Origin of the sequence: Brucella lupini (assembly GCF_002252535.1) — a bacterium.
Classification (GTDB): Bacteria; Pseudomonadota; Alphaproteobacteria; order Rhizobiales; family Rhizobiaceae; genus Brucella; species Brucella anthropi.
This window is the reverse complement of sequence record NZ_NNRN01000064.1, coordinates 1-19,778: the sequence shown is the minus strand read 5'-3', so window position 1 is coordinate 19,778 and position 19,778 is coordinate 1. Positions and strand designations below refer to the sequence as shown.

Here is a 19,778-nt window from a genome sequence, read left to right as displayed (position 1 = left end):
GAGCGATGCTTGCGCACCACGCGCCATGCTCGGCGCACCCATAAAAAAACGCCCCCTTTGCAGGGGGCGTGACCAGAGATTTGACTGGTTATATCAGGCTGGTTTGATGGTGTTCAGCAGATTGCCGATCGAGCTTTCGACCGAAGGCCGAATGTCGTTGCGCCACAACGCGAAGGCAACGTTGGCTTCGATGAAACCAGCCTTGGAGCCGCAGTCGAATGTCAGGCCCTGATAATCGAAGCCGAAGAATTTCTGTGCGTCGGCAAGCTTCAACATGGCATCCGTCAACTGGATTTCGTTGCCAGCGCCCTTTTCCTGCTTGCTCAGAAGTTCGAAGATTTCCGGCTGCAGGATATAGCGACCATTGATGTAAAGATTGGAAGGCGCCGTGCCCTTGGCAGGTTTTTCAACCATCTGCGTGATTTCGAAACCGCTGCCGATGGCTTCGCCCTTGCCGACGATACCGTATTTATGCGCTTCTTCCGGGTCGCATTCCTGCACGGCGATGACGTTGCCGCCGGTCTTTTCGTAAAGCTCGACCATCTCCTTCAGGCAGCCCTTCTTCGACTGCATGACCATATCTGGCAGCAGGAGAGCAAAGGGCTCATCACCGACGAGCTCACGAGCGCACCAGACTGCATGGCCAAGACCGAGCGGCACCTGCTGGCGGGTGAAGCTTGTCGTTCCCGGCTGCGGCTGGATATCCTGAAGATGCTCCAGTTCCGCCTTCTTGCCGCGCTCTGCGAGCGTGGAATAAAGCTCAACCTGCGCATCGAAATAGTCTTCGATGACCGCCTTGTTGCGCCCGGTGACGAAAATCAGATGTTCGATACCAGCTTCGCGCGCCTCATCGACCACATACTGAATGACGGGCTTGTCGACGACCGTCAGCATTTCTTTGGGGATGGATTTGGTGGCGGGCAGGAAGCGGGTGCCAAGACCTGCAACAGGGAACACGGCCTTGCGAATTTTTCGGATCGAACTCATTCCTCTCCTCGATTTCACTATTTCAGATTTACTATCAAAGCATTGAAACGACTGAATTTCAAATAAGGCCTTTTCATTAAAGAACGACGAAATTGCGTGACCCATCCCATCACATTCAATGACCCGACCTTAATGTTGCTTGATTCAAAAATTTTTCGAAACTTTAGCGAATTTTAAAGCAAGGCCGCGATGGTAAACCAATTGCTAACCGACAGGTTCTAAATTGAACGTTCAACGGTTCGATCCGGAATTTTCTGCTGGCTCAAATTCAACACAGGATGGTATTAATTGAATAATGCAATCCGGAGCGGGCAGAATCCAGGTCGAAGGGAAACGCGCCGGTATCGGCTAAATTTGATTGCAGAAGGGAAACACAGAATGCTGCGATTTCCATTCACGGTGGGCCAGACGATGAAGCTGAAAGCAGCTGCAACGGTTGCGATAGCTGTGCTCGCCTCAACGCTGACGACCGGTTCCGCACTGGCTGATGCGAAATTTCGCCAATGGGTCGCCAGTTTTCGCCCTGTCGCCATAAATGCAGGTGTTTCGCCTTCCACGTTCGACCGCGCATTTCGCGGCGTGGATGCGCCAGACCCGGTCGTGCTGCAGAAGGCCCGCTATCAGCCCGAATTCACCGAACCTGTCTGGAACTACGTCGATAACCGCGTGAACGAACATTCCGTTTCGGTCGGCCAGAACATGGCGCGCAAATGGGGTCCGTGGCTCCAGCGCATCGAACAGCGTTTCTCGGTCGATCGCAATATCCTGCTCGCCATCTGGTCGATGGAGAGCAATTACGGCGAAATTCTCAAGCGTGATGACGTCATGCGCGATGCCGTCCGTTCGCTGGCAACGCTTGCCTATGCAGACCAGCGTCGCGCCAAATATGGCCGCACACAGCTGATTGCTGCAATGAAGATTCTCCAGACCGGCGATATTGACCGCGGCCATCTTTCCGGTTCCTGGGCCGGTGCGCTCGGCCACACACAGTTCATCCCGACGAGCTATCAGGCTTATGCCGTCGATATGGATGGCAATGGCAAGCGTGACATCTGGAATTCGATCCCCGATGCGCTGGGCACAGCGGCCAACCTCCTGCATCGCAATGGCTGGCAGCCGGGCCGTAGCTGGGGTTACGAAGTAGCCTTGCCACAAGGGCGCAAGTTCCCTTCCGGCTCACTCTCGATTGCCGAATGGCAGAAGATCGGTCTCGTTCGTGCCAACGGACGCGCCTTCCCCGATCCGAGCGAAAAAGCAACGCTGAAAGTGCCGGATGGCCGTCAGGGGCCCGCCTTCCTGATGACAAAGAATTTCTTCGTCTTGAAGCGCTATAACAACGCCGACAAATACGCACTTGCTGTCGGCCTGCTTGCCGATCGCATCGGCGGCTATCAGGGACTTCGTCAGGACTGGAATCGCCCATTCACGCCGATTACCATGGACGAGAGGCAGGAATTGCAAACGCATCTGAAAGCGCTCGGCTATTATGACGGCAATATTGATGGCAAGATCGGCTCCACTTCGCGGGCGGCCATCGAAGCCTTCCAGCAGCGCAACGGACTTCAGCCGGACGGTCATCCGAGCAAGGAAGTTCTGTCGGTCCTGCGCCGTCGCTAGACTGTCGGGCAAATTATCGAATGGGGCGTGCTTCTGATCAAGTGCGCCCCATTTTGTTTTTCCAAGCAGCCAAGCTAATATAAAGGCCATGAAGGCAAGACTGATGCGCCAAAATCGGATTGGGAGACGAATGGTGAACGCTGCTGGCGTCCTGCTGGCAGTCGCAGCTCTGCTGTTCTCAGGCATCATCACGGCTTCTGCACAGGAACGTCCGCGCACGCTTTTCGACCTCTTGTTCGGCTCGCGGCAGGCACAGCCACAGCGCCAATATCAGCAGCCCACTCCACAACGCGCCCGGCCAAAGGCGAAGCGGCCCAAGACCACCTCTCCCGCTTCACGACCGACGCCACCACCGGCTGCGACCCCGGCAGTCGAGTTCGTCGAGAAAAAGCCAGATGCCAAAAAGGTTCTTGTTGTCGGTGATTTCATTGGCAACGGTCTGGCCGAAGGCCTTGATGTTGCTTTCGCGTCGGACCCAGATCTTCAGGTTGTAACCCGGATAAATGGCTCCTCCGGCTTTGTGCGCAACGATCATTTCGACTGGCCCGACAATATCGGAAAGATACTGGACGAGGAGAAACCGGCTGCTGTCGTCGTGATGATCGGTTCCAACGACAGACAGGCAATCACCGAGAAAGGCGTAAGTCTGCCAGCCCGATCTCCGGAATGGAATGAAGAATATCAAAAGCGCGTCGCCGCCTTCATCAAGGTGATCAACGACAAGCATTTTCCTCTGGTGTGGATAGGGCAGCCACCCTTTCGCCCGAAAGGCATGTCGCAAGATATGCTGGCGCTCAATGAAATCTATCGCACCGCCACCGAGAAGGCGGGCGGAAAATTTGCCGATGTCTGGGATGGTTTTGTCGATGAGGATGGTAATTTCACCCAGACTGGCTTCGATATTAACGGTCAGACCGCGCGCCTGCGCGGCAATGACGGCATCAACATAACTTCGGCAGGCAAGCGCAAGCTCGCCTTCTATGCGGAAAAGCCGCTTCGCGCCTATCTCGGCGGCGCAAAGGAAGAAGATCAGCCCCTGCCCGCAGCAGGCACGCATGACCCGTCCAAGCCGGTTGATCGCGTGGCACCGGTCAGCATTCGGGACGTTGATAAGGACGATAGCGGTGTTCTACTTGGTGGCAACATCGCAGCGCGTCCACAAGCCACACGGCCAGCCCGGACTGAGAGCAAACCTTCACCCGGACGAGCCGACGATTTTTCCTGGCCACAGAAGAGCTCAAATCCCTAAATTATTGCCGTTCCTCAATAGGATTGAGCTATCAGCTGATTGATAGCCCGCGCCTTTCTCTATCCGATATGATTCTAATTGCTACATTCTGCGCTGTTCACAGGAGCGTTCGCATCGTCTATCAGAAGGCGCCGTCTGCCTGAAAAGGCTGGACAGGAAGGGCGCTTTTCCTCGCGCGAGCGGGAGTAGTTTCCAGCGTCCGCCAGAAACAAGAGGCGTTTGAATGAATATCGCATCAAAGCCTTCTGTCGATCCACATCGGGAGGAGGAACCCCATCTTGCACGCAATCTGTCCAACCGACACCTGCAGCTGATCGCCATTGGCGGCGCTATCGGCACCGGCCTTTTCATGGGTTCGGGCAAGACCATTTCGCTGGCAGGCCCTTCGATCCTGCTGGTTTATGCCGTGATCGGCTTCATGTTGTTCTTCGTCATGCGCGCATTGGGCGAAATCCTGCTGTCCAATCTCGAATATCGCTCCTTTGCGGATTTCGCAGGCGATTACCTCGGGCCGTGGGCACAGTTCTTCACCGGCTGGACCTATTGGCTTTGCTGGATTGTGACCGGTGTGGCCGACGTGGTTGCCGTTTCGGGCTACGTCTCGTTCTGGTTCCCGGAACTGGCGCTCTGGATACCGGCGCTCGGACTGATCTTCACGCTTCTGGCGCTCAATCTGCCGACCGTGCGCAATTTCGGTGAAATCGAATTCTGGTTTGCCCTCATCAAGATCGTCGCCATTGTCGGGCTGATCATCGCAGGCGTGTATATGCTCTCGACCGGCTTTACGCTTCCGAATGGAAGTCAGGCATCGGTCGCCCATCTTTGGAACCATGGCGGGTTCTTCCCCAATGGCTTCCTCGGCTTCGTTGCCGGTTTCCAGATCGCGGTTTTCGCCTTCGTCGGTATCGAACTGGTCGGCACCGCCGCCGCTGAAACCAAGGACCCGGAGCGCAATCTGCCCAAGGCAATCAATTCCATCCCGATCCGCGTGGTACTGTTCTATCTCGGTGCGCTGTTCGTCATCATCACCGTCATTCCGTGGGATCAGGTCGATCCGAATTCAAGCCCGTTCGTCGCCATGTTCTCGCTCGCCGGTCTCGGCATCGCAGCCCATGTCGTGAATTTCGTCGTGCTGACTTCGGCAACGTCGAGCGCAAATTCCGGCATCTACTCGACCTCGCGCATGATCTACGGCCTTGCCACTTCCAAACTCGCACCGAAGGCGCTCGGCAAGCTGAACAAGCGGAAAGTACCGGTCAATTCGCTGTTCTTCTCATGCGTTTTCCTGCTTGCGGGCGTGGTTCTGCTTTATGCTGGCCAGAGCATTATCGAAGCCTTCACCATCGTCACGACGATTTCGGCGCTGCTCTTCATCTTCATCTGGTCGGTCATTCTGGCGTCATATCTGCAATACCGTCGCAAGCGCCCCGACCTGCATGAAAAGTCCACTTTCAAAATGCCCGGCGGACGCGCAGCCGTCGTGATGGTCTTCGCCTTCTTCGCCTTCATTCTCTGGGCGCTGGCGCAAGAGCCGGACACCGCAGCCGCACTGAAAGTCACCCCGCTTTGGTTCGTGCTTCTCGCCATCGCCTATCTGGTGATGAAGTCGCGACGCAGCCAAGGCTAAAAACAAAAAGCCCGCCAATCTGGCGGGCTTTTCATTTCTTTGGGTCTCTCTTAGCGCGGCAGAACCGAACTCCCCATCAGATCAGCATCGATGGCGTGTGCAGCCTGACGGCCTTCGCGGATCGCCCAGACGACCAGTGACTGTCCACGGCGCGCATCACCGGCTGCATAGAGCTTGTCGACATTGGTGCGGTAGTCACGCTCATTGGCCTTGACCGATTTGGAGCCGCGACGGTCGGTCACGATGTCGAGCTTTTCGCCCAGTTCCTTGACCACACTGTCTTCTGCCGGTCCGGCAAAACCGATTGCGATGAAGGCCAGATCGGCCTTGATGAAGAATTCCGTTCCGGCAATCGGCTTGCGCTTTTCATCAACCTGACAGCACTTCACATGGGTGAGGCGGCCGTCTTCGCCGATGAACTCCAGCGTTGCCACCTGAAACTCGCGGGAAGCACCTTCCGCCTGGCTGGAAGAGGTACGCATCTTGGTCGCCCAATAGGGCCAGACGCTGAGCTTGTCTTCCTTTTCCGGCGGCTGCGGACGAATATCGAGCTGCGTGACATTGACCGCGCCTTGACGGAACGCCGTGCCCACGCAGTCCGAGGCGGTATCGCCACCGCCGACCACAACGACATGCTTTCCTCCGGCCAGGATCGGAGCCGAAGTCCAGGCAACGGATTCGATATTTTCGCGCCCGACGCGACGGTTCTGCTGAACCAGATAAGGCATCGCATCATGCACGCCTTCAAAATCTGCACCCGGAATACCAGCCGGGCGCGGCGTTTCCGAGCCACCGCTGTAAAGCACCGCATCATAGGTATCGAGGAGACCGCGCAGCGGCTTGTCGACGCCGATGTTCACACCGCACAGGAAGCGAACACCTTCGCCTTCCATCTGCGCGACGCGGCGGTCGATGAGGTGCTTTTCCATCTTGAAATCTGGAATACCGTAACGCAACAGACCGCCGGGGCGGCTTTCGCGCTCATAAACATCAACCATGTGACCAGCACGGGCCAGCTGCTGAGCAGCGGCAAGGCCAGCCGGTCCAGAACCGATGATGGCGACCGACTTGCCCGTCTTGTTGGCGGCTGGTTGTGGCACGATATGGCCGAGCTCATAGGCCTTGTCGCCCAATGCCTGCTCGACCGTCTTGATCGCAACCGGCGTATCCTCGAGGTTCAGCGTGCAGGCTTCCTCGCAAGGCGCCGGGCAGACGCGACCGGTAAACTCCGGGAAGTTGTTGGTCAGATGCAGGTTACGGATCGCCTGATCCCAATTGTTGTTATAGACGAGATCGTTCCAGTCCGGGATCTGGTTGTGTACCGGGCAGCCCGTCGGGCCATGGCAGAACGGAATGCCGCAATCCATGCAGCGCGCCGCCTGCTTCTGCACTTCGCCATCCGTCATCGGAATGGTGAACTCGCGGAAGTGGCGGATACGATCCGACGCTGGCTGGTACTTCGCTACCTGCCGGTCGATTTCAAGAAAGCCAGTTACCTTACCCATTCTCTTACTCCCCTCGGCCTGCGACCAGCGCATGGTCGGCTTTGCCGGAAGTTGCCCTGTCCGCCGCATCATCTTCCAATGCGCTGGCATACAAGGACGTTGTTATCTCTCACATGGCGAAGGGTGCCCGACCTGAAGGCCGGGCTCCACTTTTCAGGATCATGTCCTATTCAGCAGCAACACCGATCCGCATACGCTCCATATCTTCCAGAGCACGGCGGTATTCGACCGGCATGACTTTCACGAATTTGGGACGATAGCTCTCCCAATTGTCGAGAATATCTTTCGCCCGCGTCGAGCCGGTGTAATGCAGATGATTGGCGATCAGCTGCACCAGACGTTCCTCGTCATGATGGGTCATGTTGGCCGAAACGTCCACACGGCCCTTGTGCATGAGGTCGCCGCCATGGTGATGCAGCTTTTCGAGGATGTCGTCCTCTTCCGGAACCGGTTCCAGTTCGACCATCGCCATGTTGCAGCGCTGGGCGAAATCGCCTTCCTCGTCAAGCACGTAGGCGACGCCGCCCGACATGCCCGCCGCAAAGTTGCGACCCGTCTGACCGATAACCACGACGACACCGCCGGTCATATATTCGCAACCGTGGTCGCCCACGCCTTCGACAACCGTGACCGCGCCGGAGTTGCGGACGGCGAAACGCTCGCCTGCAACACCGCGGAAGTAGCACTCACCTTCAAGCGCACCGTAGAGCACGGTATTGCCGACGATGATGGAGTCTTCGGCAACGATGCGCGTGTCTTCCGGCGGGCGGATGACGATACGACCACCCGAAAGTCCCTTGCCGACATAGTCATTACCATCGCCGATCAGTTCGAACGAGACGCCGCGCGCCAGGAACGCACCGAAAGACTGGCCAGCCGTACCGCGCAAGGTAACGGCGATGGTGTCTTCCGGCAGGCCCTTGTGACGGAAACGCTTGGCAACCTCACCGGAAAGCATCGCACCGGCAGAACGGTCGACATTCTTGATATCGATGTCGATCTTGACCGGCTGGCGGTCTTCAAGTGCGGGCATAGCCTCGGCAATCAGCTTGCGATCAAGGACATCCTCAATCGGGTGATGCTGACGCTCGGTCCAGTAGATCTCGTGCTTCTCGGCTTCAGGCTTGTAGAAGATGCGGCTGAAATCGAGACCCTTGGCTTTCCAATGGTCGATCATGGCCTGCTTTTCCAGAAACTCGGTCTCGCCGATAATCTGTTCCAGCTTGGTGAAGCCCATCTCTGCCAGCAAGGCACGCACTTCTTCCGCCAGATAGAAGAAGAAGTTGATGACGTGTTCCGGCGTGCCCTTGAAGCGCTTGCGCAGAACCGGGTCCTGCGTTGCCACGCCCACCGGGCAGGTGTTCAGATGACACTTGCGCATCATGATGCAACCGGCAGCAATCAGCGGAGCGGTCGAGAAACCGAACTCATCCGCACCGAGCAGCGCGCCAATAATGACGTCGCGACCGGTGCGCAAGCCGCCATCGACCTGCAATGCCACGCGGGAGCGAAGCCCGTTCAGCACCAGCGTCTGGTGGGTTTCGGCGAGGCCAATTTCCCAGGGACTTCCGGCATGTTTCAGCGAGGTAAGCGGCGAAGCGCCCGTACCGCCATCATAACCCGACACGGTGATATGGTCGGCACGCGCCTTGGCAACACCGGCAGCAACCGTGCCCACACCCACTTCCGACACCAGCTTGACCGAGATATCGGCAGCCGGATTGACGTTCTTCAGGTCGTAGATCAGCTGCGCCAGATCTTCGATCGAGTAGATGTCATGGTGCGGCGGCGGCGAAATGAGGCCGACACCCGGCGTTGAGTGACGGGTCTTGGCGATGGTCGCATCGACCTTGTGACCCGGCAGCTGACCGCCTTCACCCGGCTTTGCACCCTGCGCAACCTTGATCTGGATCAGATCGGAGTTGACCAGATATTCCGTCGTCACACCAAAACGGCCAGAAGCCACCTGCTTGATGGCAGAACGTTCCGGGTTCGGCTTGCCATCCGGCAGTGGATAGAAGCGATCCGGCTCCTCACCACCTTCGCCGGTGTTCGACTTGCCGCCAATCGCGTTCATGGCGCGGGCCAGCGTTGTGTGGGCTTCTCTGGAGATAGAACCGAACGACATTGCCCCTGTCGAGAAACGCTTGACGATTTCCGTCGCCGGTTCGACCTCATCGATGGAAACCGGCTTCAGACCGCGCTCTTCGGCGAAACGAATATTGAACAGGCCGCGAATAGTCTTCGCCTGCGCCGACTTGGAGTCGAGCATACGTGTATATTCAGTGAAGGTCTCCGGGTTGGAGGTGCGCACTGCATGCTGCAGTCTGGCGACTGCATCCGGCGACCACAGGTGGGCCTCGCCGCGCATACGGTAGGCATATTCACCGCCAACTTCCAGCGAGGTCAAGAGAACCGGATCGCTGCCGAAAGCGTCGGTGTGGCGACGTACGGTTTCTTCCGCGATTTCATCGAGACCAACGCCTTCAATACTCGTTGCCGTGCCGAAGAAGAACTTGTCGACAAAGCCCGTCTGCAAACCGACGGCATCGAAAATTTGCGCGCCGCAATAGGACTGATAGGTCGAGATGCCCATCTTGGACATGACCTTGAGCATGCCCTTGCCGATGGACTTGATGTAGCGCTTGACCACTTCATCCTCGTCCACTTCCGGCGGGAACTCGCGACGGCGATGCATGTCGAGCAGCGTGTCGAAGGCGAGATAAGGATTGATCGCCTCGGCACCGTAGCCAGCGAGGCAGCAGAAATGATGTATTTCGCGCGGCTCGCCCGATTCCACCACCAGACCTACCGAAGTGCGCAGGCCCTTGCGGATCAGGTGATGGTGCACGGCTGCCGTCGCCAGAAGAGCCGGGATCGGAATGCGATCCGGACCAACCTGACGATCCGACAGGATGACGATGTTGTAGCCACCGTGAACAGCCGCTTCGGCACGGTCACAAAGGCGTTCGATGGCGCCGTGCATACCGGCTGCCCCTTCACCCGTATTGTAGGTGATGTCGAGCGTCTTGGTGTCGAAGCGGTCTTCCGTGTGGCCGATGGAACGAATCTTTTCCAGATCGCCATTGGTCAGGATCGGCTGGCGCACTTCCAGACGCTTGCGGCGTGACGTGCCGACAAGGTCGAAAATATTCGGACGCGGGCCGATGAACGAGACAAGGCTCATCACCAGTTCTTCGCGGATCGGATCGATCGGCGGGTTGGTGACCTGCGCGAAGTTCTGCTTGAAATAGGTGAACAGCATCTTCGACTTGTCGGACATGGCCGAAATCGGCGTATCCGTACCCATCGAACCGATGGCTTCCTGACCGGTCGTAGCCATAGGCGACATCAACAGCTTGGTGTCTTCCTGCGTGTAGCCGAAGCTCTGCTGGCGGTCGAGAAGGCTCACATCCTTGCGCAGCGCACGTGGTTCGACCGGATTGAGGTCTTCCAGAATGAGCTGTGTGTTGGCGAGCCACTGCTTGTAAGGGTGCTTTTGCGCAATCTGGGACTTGATTTCCTCGTCCGAAACGATGCGGCCCTCTTCCATATCGATGAGCAGCATGCGGCCTGGCTGGAGACGCCACTTCTTGACGACTTTCTTTTCCTCGACCGGCAAAACACCGGCTTCCGAAGCCAGAATGACGAAATCATCGTCCGTCACGATATAGCGCGCCGGACGCAGGCCGTTACGGTCGAGTGTCGCGCCAATCTGGCGACCGTCCGTGAAAGCCACCGCTGCCGGACCGTCCCATGGTTCCATCAGTGCTGCATGATATTCATAGAACGCGCGGCGTTCATCCGACATCAACTTGTTGCCTGACCATGCTTCCGGGATCAGCATCATCATCGCATGGGCAAGGCTGTAGCCGCCCTGATGCAGGAATTCGAGCGCATTGTCGAAGCAAGCCGTGTCCGACTGGCCTTCGTAGGAAATCGGCCAGAGCTTGGAAATGTCGTTGCCGAACAGTTCCGAGTCCACCGAAGCCTGACGCGCAGCCATCCAGTTGACGTTACCGCGCAGCGTGTTGATTTCGCCGTTATGCGCAACCATGCGGTATGGGTGCGCCAGACGCCATGACGGGAAGGTGTTGGTGGAGAAGCGCTGATGCACCAGCGCCACCGCGCTTTCGAAACGCGGGTCTTTCAGATCCTGATAATAAGCACCGACCTGATAAGCGAGGAACATGCCCTTGTAGACGACCGTACGCGCCGACATGGACACGACATAGAAGCCCTTATCGTCGCCGTCATTTTCCTGATAGATACGGTTGGAAATGACCTTGCGCAGAACGAACAGACGGCGCTCGAAATCGTCATCCGTCTCCAGCATCGGATTGCGTCCGATGAAGACCTGAACGTGAAACGGTTCGGTTGCGGCAATATCCGGCGCCTTGGAAAGGGACGAATTGTCGACAGGCACTTCGCGCAGGCCGATAAAGGTCTGGCCTTCGGCAGCGATGACTTCCTTGACGATCTCTTCAATATGGGCACGCAATTCTGGATCGCGCGGCATGAACAGATAGCCGACGCCGTAATGACCGGGCTGCGGCAGATCGATGCCCTGGCGCGCCATTTCCTCGCGGAAGAAGCGATCCGGAATCTGCACGAGAATGCCGGCGCCATCGCCCATCAGCGGGTCGGCACCAACCGCACCACGATGGGTGAGGTTTTCCAGCATCTTGAGGCCGTTTTCAACGACCTGATGCGACTTCTTGCCCTTCATATGCGCAATAAAGCCAACGCCGCACGCATCATGTTCGTTGCGCGGATCGTAAAGTCCTTGCGCTGCGGGCAAACCCGCCGCTGTCGTTTTTCGCGTCGTTCGGTTGGGAGCGGTCGTCGCAGCTTTGACCGTTCCGTTCTGTACGTTGTGAGAAACCACATTCGATACAGATGGCGTCAAATGCGTCATCGTCATTCCCTCCGTTTGGCCCTCATCATGAGGTGCGCGATCAGTATATACCGAGATGGTGTGACAACCATCCCGCCGTTGCTTTACGTATAAAGGAAGCCTTATCGACAAGGCGTTGGACGAGGTCCCGGGCGAGCGGCAAAGCCGGTGCGAGGAACGATGTTTAGCGCCTTATTCTCATCAGGCTTGGACAGACGACACTCAGCCCACCAGAAAATGGCGCACTAGAATTCCTCCTGTCGCGGTCGGGGCGCCTGTTACCGCCAGGCTATGTGCCTGCCAGTACGGCGCCTCTTTCTGAAACTTTTCGGAGAGCGTTGTGTCGCTTCCGTCTGCATCAGCGTTTAATTGGACAGCATTGCTGTCCTAATTACGTATGACAGAATTCAAATTGCCTCACAAGATGGAAACGCAATTTTTCTCAGCAGCTTCCGTAATAAAATATCAAAAGCTGTGATTTTACTGGATTTTAATTGCGTTTAGTGGCCATTGCGTCAGTTTGGCGCGCTTTTGCCCGCCCCTCGAATGCCTAAAAAATAGGCATGTTGATGACATTTTTCGCGCAAGTCGGACCTTAACCGCTTCTGTCAGACAGGTTATAGAAACATCGACTGTGCGACAGCCCATTCAACCCATCTGGAGGAACACGTGCATTTTGCGTCAGACAATTGGGCAGGCGCCCACCCGAAAATCGCCGAGAGCCTTTCGTTGCATGCTGCAGGTTTTGCGGCAGCCTATGGCGCGAGCGAAATCGACAGCCAAGTGGAACAACGCTTCAATGAATTGTTCGAGCGCGAAGTTGCCGTGTTCTTTGTCGGCACCGGAACGGCCGCCAACTCGCTGGCGCTGGCCAGCGTCAACCGGCCCGGCGGAGTTTCGCTGGTGCACCGCGAAGCGCATGTGATCGAGGACGAGTGCGGTGCGCCTGAATATTTCACCGGCGGCGCACGTCTGCATCCGATTGACGGCGCGCATGGCCGCATCGACCCCGAACTTCTCAAGCGCGAACTGAAGCGGTTCAATCCGGCTTTCGTTCATGCCGGACAGCCCATGGCCGTCAGCATCACGCAGGCGACCGAAGTTGGTACGCTTTACCAGCCTGAGCATATCGCCACCATTTCCAAGATCTGCCGCGATGCCGGTCTGCCACTGCATATGGACGGCGCACGCTTTGCCAATGCGCTTGTTTCGCTGGACATGACACCAGCCGAAATGACCTGGAAACAAGGCGTGGACATCGTTTCCTTCGGAGGTACGAAAAACGGCTGCTGGTGCGCCGAAGCATTGGTCTTCATGGACCCGGCCCGCGCCAAGGACCTACCGTTCATCCGCAAACGCGCGGCACAGCTCTTTTCCAAGACACGCTTTGTGGCAGCGCAATTCGATGCTTACCTGCGAGACGATCTCTGGCTGGAACTGGCACGTCACTCCAATGCACTCGCCGCGCGCCTCGCCGGTCATATCAATGCGTCGAGCCAGATGCGCCTTGCCTGGAAACCGGAAGCCAATGAGGTCTTCGCCATCATGAAACAGTCGGTCTATGATCGTCTGCGCAATGCCGGAGCGATTTTCTACGACTGGAACCCCCCGCATTCGGAAGTGAACCGCATCAGCGACGGCGAAATTTTCGCCCGCTTTGTGACGAGCTTCGCCAACACGGAAGAAGATGTCGACCGGTTCGCTGACTTGATCGCCTGACGCTCTTTCGTATCTGTCAAAATGAAAAAGGCGGCGCTTCAAGCACCGCCTTTTCTTATTCATTCTCAACCAAGCTTAATGCGCGGTTTTCGCCTCGATCTGCTGAGCGCTGTCGGAGCCAGCCTTGGCAACTTCGATCTTGCGCGGTTTCATCTGTTCTGGAATCTCGCGCTTGAGATCGATGTGCAGGAGACCGTTCTTGAGGCTCGCACCGGCGACTTCAACGAAGTCGGCAAGCTGGAAACGGCGCTCGAAAGCACGTGAGGCGATACCACGATAGAGAACTTCACCGATATCGGAAGCATTTTCATCCGCCTTCTGACCCTTGATCGTCAGCAGGTTGCGATGCGCTTCGATTTCGAGTTCACTTTCGGAAAAGCCCGCGACCGCCATGGTGATGCGATAGGTGTTCTCACCCGTGCGCTCGATATTATACGGCGGATAGGACTGGTTACCTTCCGGCGAAGCGAGCGTATCAAGCATGGAGAAGAGCCGATCGAAACCGACCGTGGAACGATAGAGCGGGGAAAAATCTACGTGACGCATGTATTAGCCCTCCTTTAGAGCGACATGATGCTTGTTTCAGCATGATCTGTTCCGAAGAGCGCTGGGCGCATTCGGGACCATACACGGCGGCGAAACTCCCTTATGGCGAATTCCTTGATGCCGGCGGCCCCTTCCAGGCGACCGCAAAACTCATTTGGGAACGGTTCTTTTTCATTTCAAGGCCGCGTGCGCACGAAGCTTGCGAAACACGGGCTGTCACGCCGCGTAATAACTCCTGATCAATAGGGGCCTACATTTTGGGGGATTCGTCGCACAATGAACCCAAAATGAACATCATCTTTGGCGAGCGTTCAGCCGCTTGGGGCTAATGTCCCACCATGCCTGCTGCAAAGCGGGTTCATTAAAGGATCACGGTTATGAGAAAAGCTGTTCTCGCTTTTGCCGCACTTGCTACCGTCGCGACAGGGATTGCGACACCTACCCTTGCAGCCGATAGCGGCCTGCGCGTTCAGATTCAATATTACGATGATGATGGCTATCGTCCGCCGCGTCCATATCCGGGTCCACGCCCTGATTGGGATGGTGGCCCGGATCGCCGCCCAGGTTGGGGCGACGATTATGGTCGTCGCGACATCATGGGACCGCGTCGTATCGCACGCTCGCTGGAACGCCGCGGCTATGATGTCGGCGACATGCGCCTTAACCGCGACACCTATTTCGTGCGCGCCACAAGGCCGAACGGCCGCCGCGTCATCGTCATGGTCGATGCCTATTCAGGCCGCATTGTTGGTGAACGCCGCCCTGGCGGATACTGAGCGCCTTCTTCAAATTTTCTCTACAGACCAGCTGGTGTAACGTCCCTTGCATCGGCTGTTCTTTGAGCCGGAAGTTCGTTCTCGAACTTCCGGTTACTTTTTATCATCAATTGCCCCATTATGCTGGAGCCACATATCCCAATCTGAAGCAGAAAGGTTCGCAATCGGATGTCGGAACTACTTTTCGAAACCGATGCGAATCCTATACCGCACGGGATCAAGGCTGGCCTGCTTGAAGCGAAGGGCGGCAAGACCCTGCGCTATGCCATTCTGAAAGCCGACGCGAAACCGATACGGGGAACGGTGGTCCTGCTTCAGGGACGCAACGAATTTATCGAAAAATACTTCGAAACCATGACCGATCTGACCACGCGCGGCTTTACGGTCGTTACATTCGACTGGCGCGGGCAAGGCGGCTCGCACCGGTTGCTGAAGGACCGCCAGCGCGGCTATGTCCGCAGTTTCGAAGATTATTCCGACGATCTCGACCTTATCCTTGACCAGATCGCCTTGCCCGACTGTCCCCCGCCCTTCTACATTCTCGGCCATTCCGCCGGTGCGCTTGTGGCGCTTTCTTCGATGGGCGGACTGACATCGCGCATCAGTCGCATGGTGCTGTGTGCGCCCTTCATGGGGCTTGATGGGCAACGGCTCAGCGATGACAATGTACGCCGCATCGCCTCCGCCTTTCGATGGCTCGGCCTCGGCCAAGTTTACGCATCCGGCGGACGCAGACTGGCTTCGCGTCCCTTTGCAGGCAATCCGCTGACCAGCGACCCGGCACGCTTCATGCGTAATATGGAAATTCCACGCCTTCACCCGGATCTTGCGCTTGGCGGTCCGACCGCCCGGTGGCTCTGGAGCGCTCTCGAAACGTCTCGGCGCATCAATCAGCCGGATTTCTATAATGGACCCACAGTACCGGTCCTCATCGTTGCCGCTGGCGCAGACCGCGTGGTTTCCACATCGGTGATCGAGCGTTTTGTCGCCCGCACGCGCAATGTCTCACTGACCACAATTACCGGCGCACGTCATGAGATGCTTCAGGAAGCCGACTTTTATCGTGAGCAGCTCTGGGCCGCCTTCGATGCCTTCATTCCGGGCTCGTCAGAGGTCGAAACCATGCCGGAGACCATTGAGCCCCTAGCCTCCGGTATTTAGAGCGATTTCGCCTGCCGAAGAAGCATTGAAATCGCTCTAAATGTTTGTTTTTACGCATGATCCGACGCAAAACAGCTTCGCACTTTTGCTGGAAATGCTCTTATCAGCTATTCAGCAAATCAAGCGCTGCCCTGTGCAGTTCAGGAGAAGCTGCAGCGACAACATCGCCGCCCTTTTCCGCCGGGCTGCCATCACGTTGCGTCACCACACCGCCAGCCTGCTCAATCAGCGGAATGAGAGCGACAATGTCATAGGGCTGGAGACCCGCTTCAACGACAATGTCGGCAAAACCGCTTGCGAGCATTGCGAAGGCATAGCAATCAACTCCATAGCGGGACAGACGCACCGCGCTTTCCAGCCGATCAAATCCCTTGCGGCTTTCACCCTTGAAAAGAGCAGGCGTCGTCGTAAACATCGTGGCATCGGCCAAGATTGCATTCTTGCGCACCGACAGACGGCGAGGCGCGTCTTCGCCGCCATTACGCGCGAGATAAGCACCATTACCATCGCTGTAGAACAACTCGCCGGTGAAGGGCTGCGACATCATTCCCGCCGTGGCATCGCCATCGACAGTCAGTCCCAAAAGCGTGCCCCAGACCGGCAGGCCGGAAATGAAAGCACGGGTCCCATCAATGGGATCGATGACCCAGACATGGCTGCGGTCAATATTCTCCGGCCCGTATTCTTCCCCAAGAATACCATGGTCGGGAAAAACGCTGCCAATAACCGCACGAATCGCACGCTCCGCCGCCCGGTCCGCTTCGGTCACCGGATCGAAACCAACGCTATATTTGTTGTCGATTTCCGTCAGCTGACGGAAACGCGGAAGCGTCTGAGCAGCTGCCGCTGCAGCCACTTCGGAAAAAAATGCCTTATCGATCAGCAACCCCGAACTCCTGTTTCCAACACATGGCGCATACTTATGCAAACCATGCTAATTTTGCCTACATAATGAGCATAATTAAATTAGCCCAAAAAATATGCGCATTTTCTTGACGTTACCGCCATTCGGACGTAACTTAAATCCCAGACAGGTTTTCCTGTCGATGCCTTTCGGGGCATTTCCTCCCTAGTCTTTGACCGCGCTCGTATCGTTCGGGCGCGGTTCTTTTTATCTGCGAGAGGCGCTCGTCGGAACGGATTATTCTGCGGCCAGAGGCGGCGCGATAAAGAGATCGTCCGGCAGGGATGTCAGGTCGCTCAGAAACCCATGCAGATCGGCACAGAGCGTTTCGAAACCGGCAAGCTTATGCAGGTTCTGCTCGTTCACATAAAGACTGCGATTGATCTCGATCTGGAGAGCGTGGCAAGCCATGGCAGGCCGCCCGTAATGCTCCGTGATGAACCCGCCAGCATAGGGCTTGTTGTGCGCAACAGTGTAGCCCAGATCCTGCAGCAGATCGATGGCAGCCTGCGTCAGCCTTTCACTGCACGAACGACCGAAACGATCACCGACGATGAAATCCGGACGCGATCCGACTTCGCCGGGCCGCGCGCCGCCGGGCATCGAATGGCAGTCAATCAGAACCGCATAACCGAAACGCTGACGGGTGGACTGAAGCAGTGCATCAAGCGTCTGGTGGTAAGGCTTGTAGAGGTCTTCGATACGGTAAAATGCTTCGGCGAGTGGAATGCGCCCCGGATAAATCAGCTGCCCCTCACCGACCAGACGCGGCACCGTTCCAAGCCCACCTGCAACGCGCGCCGACTGGCTATTGACGAAAGGCGGCAATGGCTCGGCGAACATGCGCGGATCCAGTTCATAGGCTTCGCGATTCACATCGAGAAACGCACGCGGAAAATGCGCCTTGAGCAAGGGCGCACCGAGCCGCATGGCGGAAGCAAAAAGCTCATCGACATAACAGTCTTCCGAATGACGTATGCTCAAGGCGTCGAGACGCGACGCTTCGACGAAAGAATGCGGGTAATAGCGTCCGCTATGCGGTGAATTGAAGACGAACGGAATGCGCTGTTCCGCCGGAGCGCATATCTCGAAGGGCGGTATCAGACTAAAATCGCGCTCCAAACTCATTCTTCACCCGTTTTCGGCCGGAACATCCAGGCCATTCGACGACGATCCACGTCAGTATTATAACAAATTACGTCAGGCGGCCCATGCGTGCAAATGGCTGGCAGCCGAATCTTCCGGCCTCTGCATGGCGTGCATATGCGACAATCCTGTCACACTGAACAGCTTGTTGCCAAATACGCGCCATAACAATTAACATTCGCGCGAGCATTCATTCCATATTTACCAAAGAAGCGTTTTCTACGGTGGATATTGAGTCGTTAAGGGTCAGCTTTTGGGCGATGAACACGACACAGAATTCGGACGGAACAATGAAGAGAATCCTTCTAGCTGAAGATGACAATGATATGCGCCGCTTCCTCGTCAAGGCGTTGGAAAAAGCCGGTTATCACGTGACGCACTTCGACAACGGCGCGAGTGCCTATGAAAGATTGCAGGAAGAGCCTTTCTCCCTTCTGCTGACCGATATTGTCATGCCGGAAATGGACGGCATCGAACTGGCGCGGCGCGCGACAGAAATCGACCCGGATCTGAAGATCATGTTCATTACGGGCTTCGCCGCTGTCGCCCTCAACCCCGATTCGGACGCGCCGCGCGACGCAAAGGTGCTTTCCAAGCCGTTCCACCTGCGTGACCTGGTGAACGAAATAGAAAAAATGCTGATCGCCGCCTGAGGCGATCCCACTGATTTGCGGCCCTTTGTTTTGTCATCAACAAAAAGACGAAAAAACTTCACAAAAGGGCATTGACGGGCGCAACGCGATATGGTGTATGCGCCACATCGAATGGGCGTGTAGCTCAGCGGGAGAGCACTACGTTGACATCGTAGGGGTCACAGGTTCAATCCCTGTCACGCCCACCATTCGATCTCCTTGGAATTATTGCGATAACTTGGCTCGACAGAGCGCTGGTTCCAGAACAGGTTTTCAGTCTGGCAACTTAAAAAAGCATGACTGCGCGACGGTGCTTGTATCGGCAAATGCCGATTGCTCAGAGTTTCCTGACATTCATTCTAAAGATCAAAAAAATCTCATCGCCACGTTCGCATAAGACGCCCCGATTCATAGAAAACCGCATCGTTTTTCCGCCCCTCTGAGTATCAATCTGCTTCGGACGGGATGCGCCTGCGATCAGTACGATAACGCCGCTCATTACCTAAGAACCCAGGACTATTCGTTCGCCAGAGCGTGTCTGTGCAATCACAGACATATCCTGTTGGCTACCGATAACTGCTTCGATCTGATTCTTGTCCATGAGGCTGAACGCAGTTGCCCAGGCATCGGCTCGCGCCGCATCGCGGGCCACGACAGTCACCCGGCGATAAAGTGCCGCTGAAAAGCCAGTTTTTGGGTTGAGCAAATGGTTAAACCGTCCGGACTCATCGAACTGAAAGCCCGTGAAGCTGGATGTCGCGAGCGCCTGATTGCGGATATCAACATACTCTTCGGCAGCAGCTCCGGCTTCCAGATCGGCGATGCCAATGCACCATGCCGTGCCGTCAGCTCTTGAACCAAGAGCGCGATACTCCCCCATATCGACCAGTGCATATTCGACTCCTGCCCTTTGCAACAATGCCGTCACGCGGTCGGTGACATAGCCCTGCGCAATACCATTTAAAGTCAGAGACATAGATGGCTTGGAGAATGCAATGCGGTTATCATCGAA

Annotated in this window: 14 protein-coding genes and 1 tRNA gene; 8 read left to right on the top strand and 7 right to left on the bottom strand. The window is 56.6% G+C overall.

The window, feature by feature from the left end:
- Window positions 1-93: 93 nt before the first annotated feature.
- Complete coding sequence (gene galU, locus CES86_RS26495; protein WP_012093562.1) at window positions 94-987, bottom strand: UTP--glucose-1-phosphate uridylyltransferase GalU; 894 nt, start codon at window positions 985-987, stop codon at window positions 94-96.
- Window positions 988-1,365: 378 nt separating this feature from the next.
- Here galU and CES86_RS26490 point away from each other — a divergent pair, with 378 nt between their 5' ends.
- The 3 genes from CES86_RS26490 (at window position 1,366) to cycA (ending at window position 5,480) form a co-directional block, all read left to right on the top strand.
- On the top strand, window positions 1,366-2,604 hold the full coding sequence (locus tag CES86_RS26490) for a lytic murein transglycosylase (protein ID WP_012093563.1): 1,239 nt from the start codon (window positions 1,366-1,368) through the stop codon (window positions 2,602-2,604).
- A 130-nt stretch (window positions 2,605-2,734) separates the two neighbouring features.
- On the top strand, window positions 2,735-3,853 hold the full coding sequence (locus CES86_RS26485; protein WP_094515849.1) for an SGNH/GDSL hydrolase family protein: 1,119 nt from the start codon (window positions 2,735-2,737) through the stop codon (window positions 3,851-3,853).
- A 223-nt stretch (window positions 3,854-4,076) separates the two neighbouring features.
- Window positions 4,077-5,480, top strand: a complete 1,404-nt coding sequence (gene cycA / locus CES86_RS26480; RefSeq protein WP_012093565.1) for a D-serine/D-alanine/glycine transporter — start codon at window positions 4,077-4,079, stop codon at window positions 5,478-5,480.
- 50 nt (window positions 5,481-5,530) lie between these two features.
- On the opposite strand, the gene CES86_RS26475 is transcribed toward cycA, so the two are convergent.
- Window positions 5,531-6,985 (bottom strand): glutamate synthase subunit beta, encoded by a 1,455-nt coding sequence (locus tag CES86_RS26475; RefSeq protein ID WP_012093566.1) that lies wholly within the window; start codon window positions 6,983-6,985, stop codon window positions 5,531-5,533.
- A gap of 166 nt (window positions 6,986-7,151) precedes the next feature.
- Window positions 7,152-11,903, bottom strand: a complete 4,752-nt coding sequence (gltB, locus tag CES86_RS26470) for a glutamate synthase large subunit (protein ID WP_010660662.1) — start codon at window positions 11,901-11,903, stop codon at window positions 7,152-7,154.
- A 648-nt stretch (window positions 11,904-12,551) separates the two neighbouring features.
- On the opposite strand from gltB, the gene CES86_RS26465 reads away from it, so the two are divergent.
- Window positions 12,552-13,601 carry a threonine aldolase family protein gene (locus CES86_RS26465; RefSeq protein WP_094515848.1) on the top strand — a complete coding sequence of 350 codons (1,050 nt, stop codon included), beginning with the start codon at window positions 12,552-12,554 and terminating at the stop codon, window positions 13,599-13,601.
- A gap of 75 nt (window positions 13,602-13,676) precedes the next feature.
- On the opposite strand, the gene CES86_RS26460 is transcribed toward CES86_RS26465, so the two are convergent.
- Window positions 13,677-14,147: an Hsp20 family protein gene (locus CES86_RS26460; protein WP_010660660.1), complete on the bottom strand. Its 471-nt coding sequence runs from the start codon at window positions 14,145-14,147 to the stop codon at window positions 13,677-13,679.
- 377 nt (window positions 14,148-14,524) lie between these two features.
- Between CES86_RS26460 and CES86_RS26450 the strand changes: the two genes are divergently transcribed.
- Together CES86_RS26450 and CES86_RS26445 are read left to right on the top strand one after the other, a co-directional pair.
- Window positions 14,525-14,923, top strand: coding sequence for a hypothetical protein (locus CES86_RS26450; RefSeq protein ID WP_010660659.1), 399 nt, complete (start codon window positions 14,525-14,527; stop codon window positions 14,921-14,923).
- A gap of 168 nt (window positions 14,924-15,091) precedes the next feature.
- A complete protein-coding gene (locus tag CES86_RS26445) occupies window positions 15,092-16,084 on the top strand; it encodes an alpha/beta fold hydrolase (protein ID WP_094515846.1) in 993 nt (330 codons plus the stop codon).
- 103 nt (window positions 16,085-16,187) lie between these two features.
- Here CES86_RS26445 and hisN read toward each other — a convergent pair whose 3' ends face one another.
- Together hisN and CES86_RS26435 are read right to left on the bottom strand one after the other, a co-directional pair.
- The gene (gene hisN, locus CES86_RS26440) at window positions 16,188-16,970 is read right to left on the bottom strand and encodes a histidinol-phosphatase (protein WP_094515845.1); all 783 of its coding nucleotides are present in this window, start codon (window positions 16,968-16,970) and stop codon (window positions 16,188-16,190) included.
- A gap of 255 nt (window positions 16,971-17,225) precedes the next feature.
- The gene (locus CES86_RS26435) at window positions 17,226-18,116 is read right to left on the bottom strand and encodes an N-formylglutamate amidohydrolase (protein ID WP_029929775.1); all 891 of its coding nucleotides are present in this window, start codon (window positions 18,114-18,116) and stop codon (window positions 17,226-17,228) included.
- 308 nt (window positions 18,117-18,424) lie between these two features.
- Here CES86_RS26435 and cpdR point away from each other — a divergent pair, with 308 nt between their 5' ends.
- Window positions 18,425-18,787: a cell cycle two-component system response regulator CpdR gene (gene cpdR / locus CES86_RS26430; protein WP_002966536.1), complete on the top strand. Its 363-nt coding sequence runs from the start codon at window positions 18,425-18,427 to the stop codon at window positions 18,785-18,787.
- A gap of 113 nt (window positions 18,788-18,900) precedes the next feature.
- Window positions 18,901-18,975, top strand: a tRNA-Val gene (locus tag CES86_RS26425).
- A 293-nt stretch (window positions 18,976-19,268) separates the two neighbouring features.
- On the opposite strand, the gene CES86_RS26420 is transcribed toward CES86_RS26425, so the two are convergent.
- On the bottom strand, window positions 19,269-19,778 hold a 510-nt coding region (locus CES86_RS26420), incomplete at its 5' end, for an FAD:protein FMN transferase (RefSeq protein ID WP_208617838.1).

Excerpts from the sequence above, each read along its gene's own strand:
- galU (WP_012093562.1), bottom strand. The coding sequence starts at position 987 with ATGAGTTCGATCCGAAAAATTCGCAAGGCCGTGTTCCCTGTTGCAGGT.
- CES86_RS26490 (WP_012093563.1), top strand. The coding sequence starts at position 1,366 with ATGCTGCGATTTCCATTCACGGTGGGCCAGACGATGAAGCTGAAAGCA.
- CES86_RS26485 (WP_094515849.1), top strand. The coding sequence starts at position 2,735 with ATGGTGAACGCTGCTGGCGTCCTGCTGGCAGTCGCAGCTCTGCTGTTC.
- cycA (WP_012093565.1), top strand. The coding sequence starts at position 4,077 with ATGAATATCGCATCAAAGCCTTCTGTCGATCCACATCGGGAGGAGGAA.
- CES86_RS26475 (WP_012093566.1), bottom strand. The coding sequence starts at position 6,985 with ATGGGTAAGGTAACTGGCTTTCTTGAAATCGACCGGCAGGTAGCGAAG.
- gltB (WP_010660662.1), bottom strand. The coding sequence starts at position 11,903 with ATGACGCATTTGACGCCATCTGTATCGAATGTGGTTTCTCACAACGTA.
- CES86_RS26460 (WP_010660660.1), bottom strand. The coding sequence starts at position 14,147 with ATGCGTCACGTAGATTTTTCCCCGCTCTATCGTTCCACGGTCGGTTTC.
- CES86_RS26450 (WP_010660659.1), top strand. The coding sequence starts at position 14,525 with ATGAGAAAAGCTGTTCTCGCTTTTGCCGCACTTGCTACCGTCGCGACA.
- CES86_RS26445 (WP_094515846.1), top strand. The coding sequence starts at position 15,092 with ATGTCGGAACTACTTTTCGAAACCGATGCGAATCCTATACCGCACGGG.
- CES86_RS26435 (WP_029929775.1), bottom strand. The coding sequence starts at position 18,116 with ATGAGTTTGGAGCGCGATTTTAGTCTGATACCGCCCTTCGAGATATGC.
- cpdR (WP_002966536.1), top strand. The coding sequence starts at position 18,425 with ATGAAGAGAATCCTTCTAGCTGAAGATGACAATGATATGCGCCGCTTC.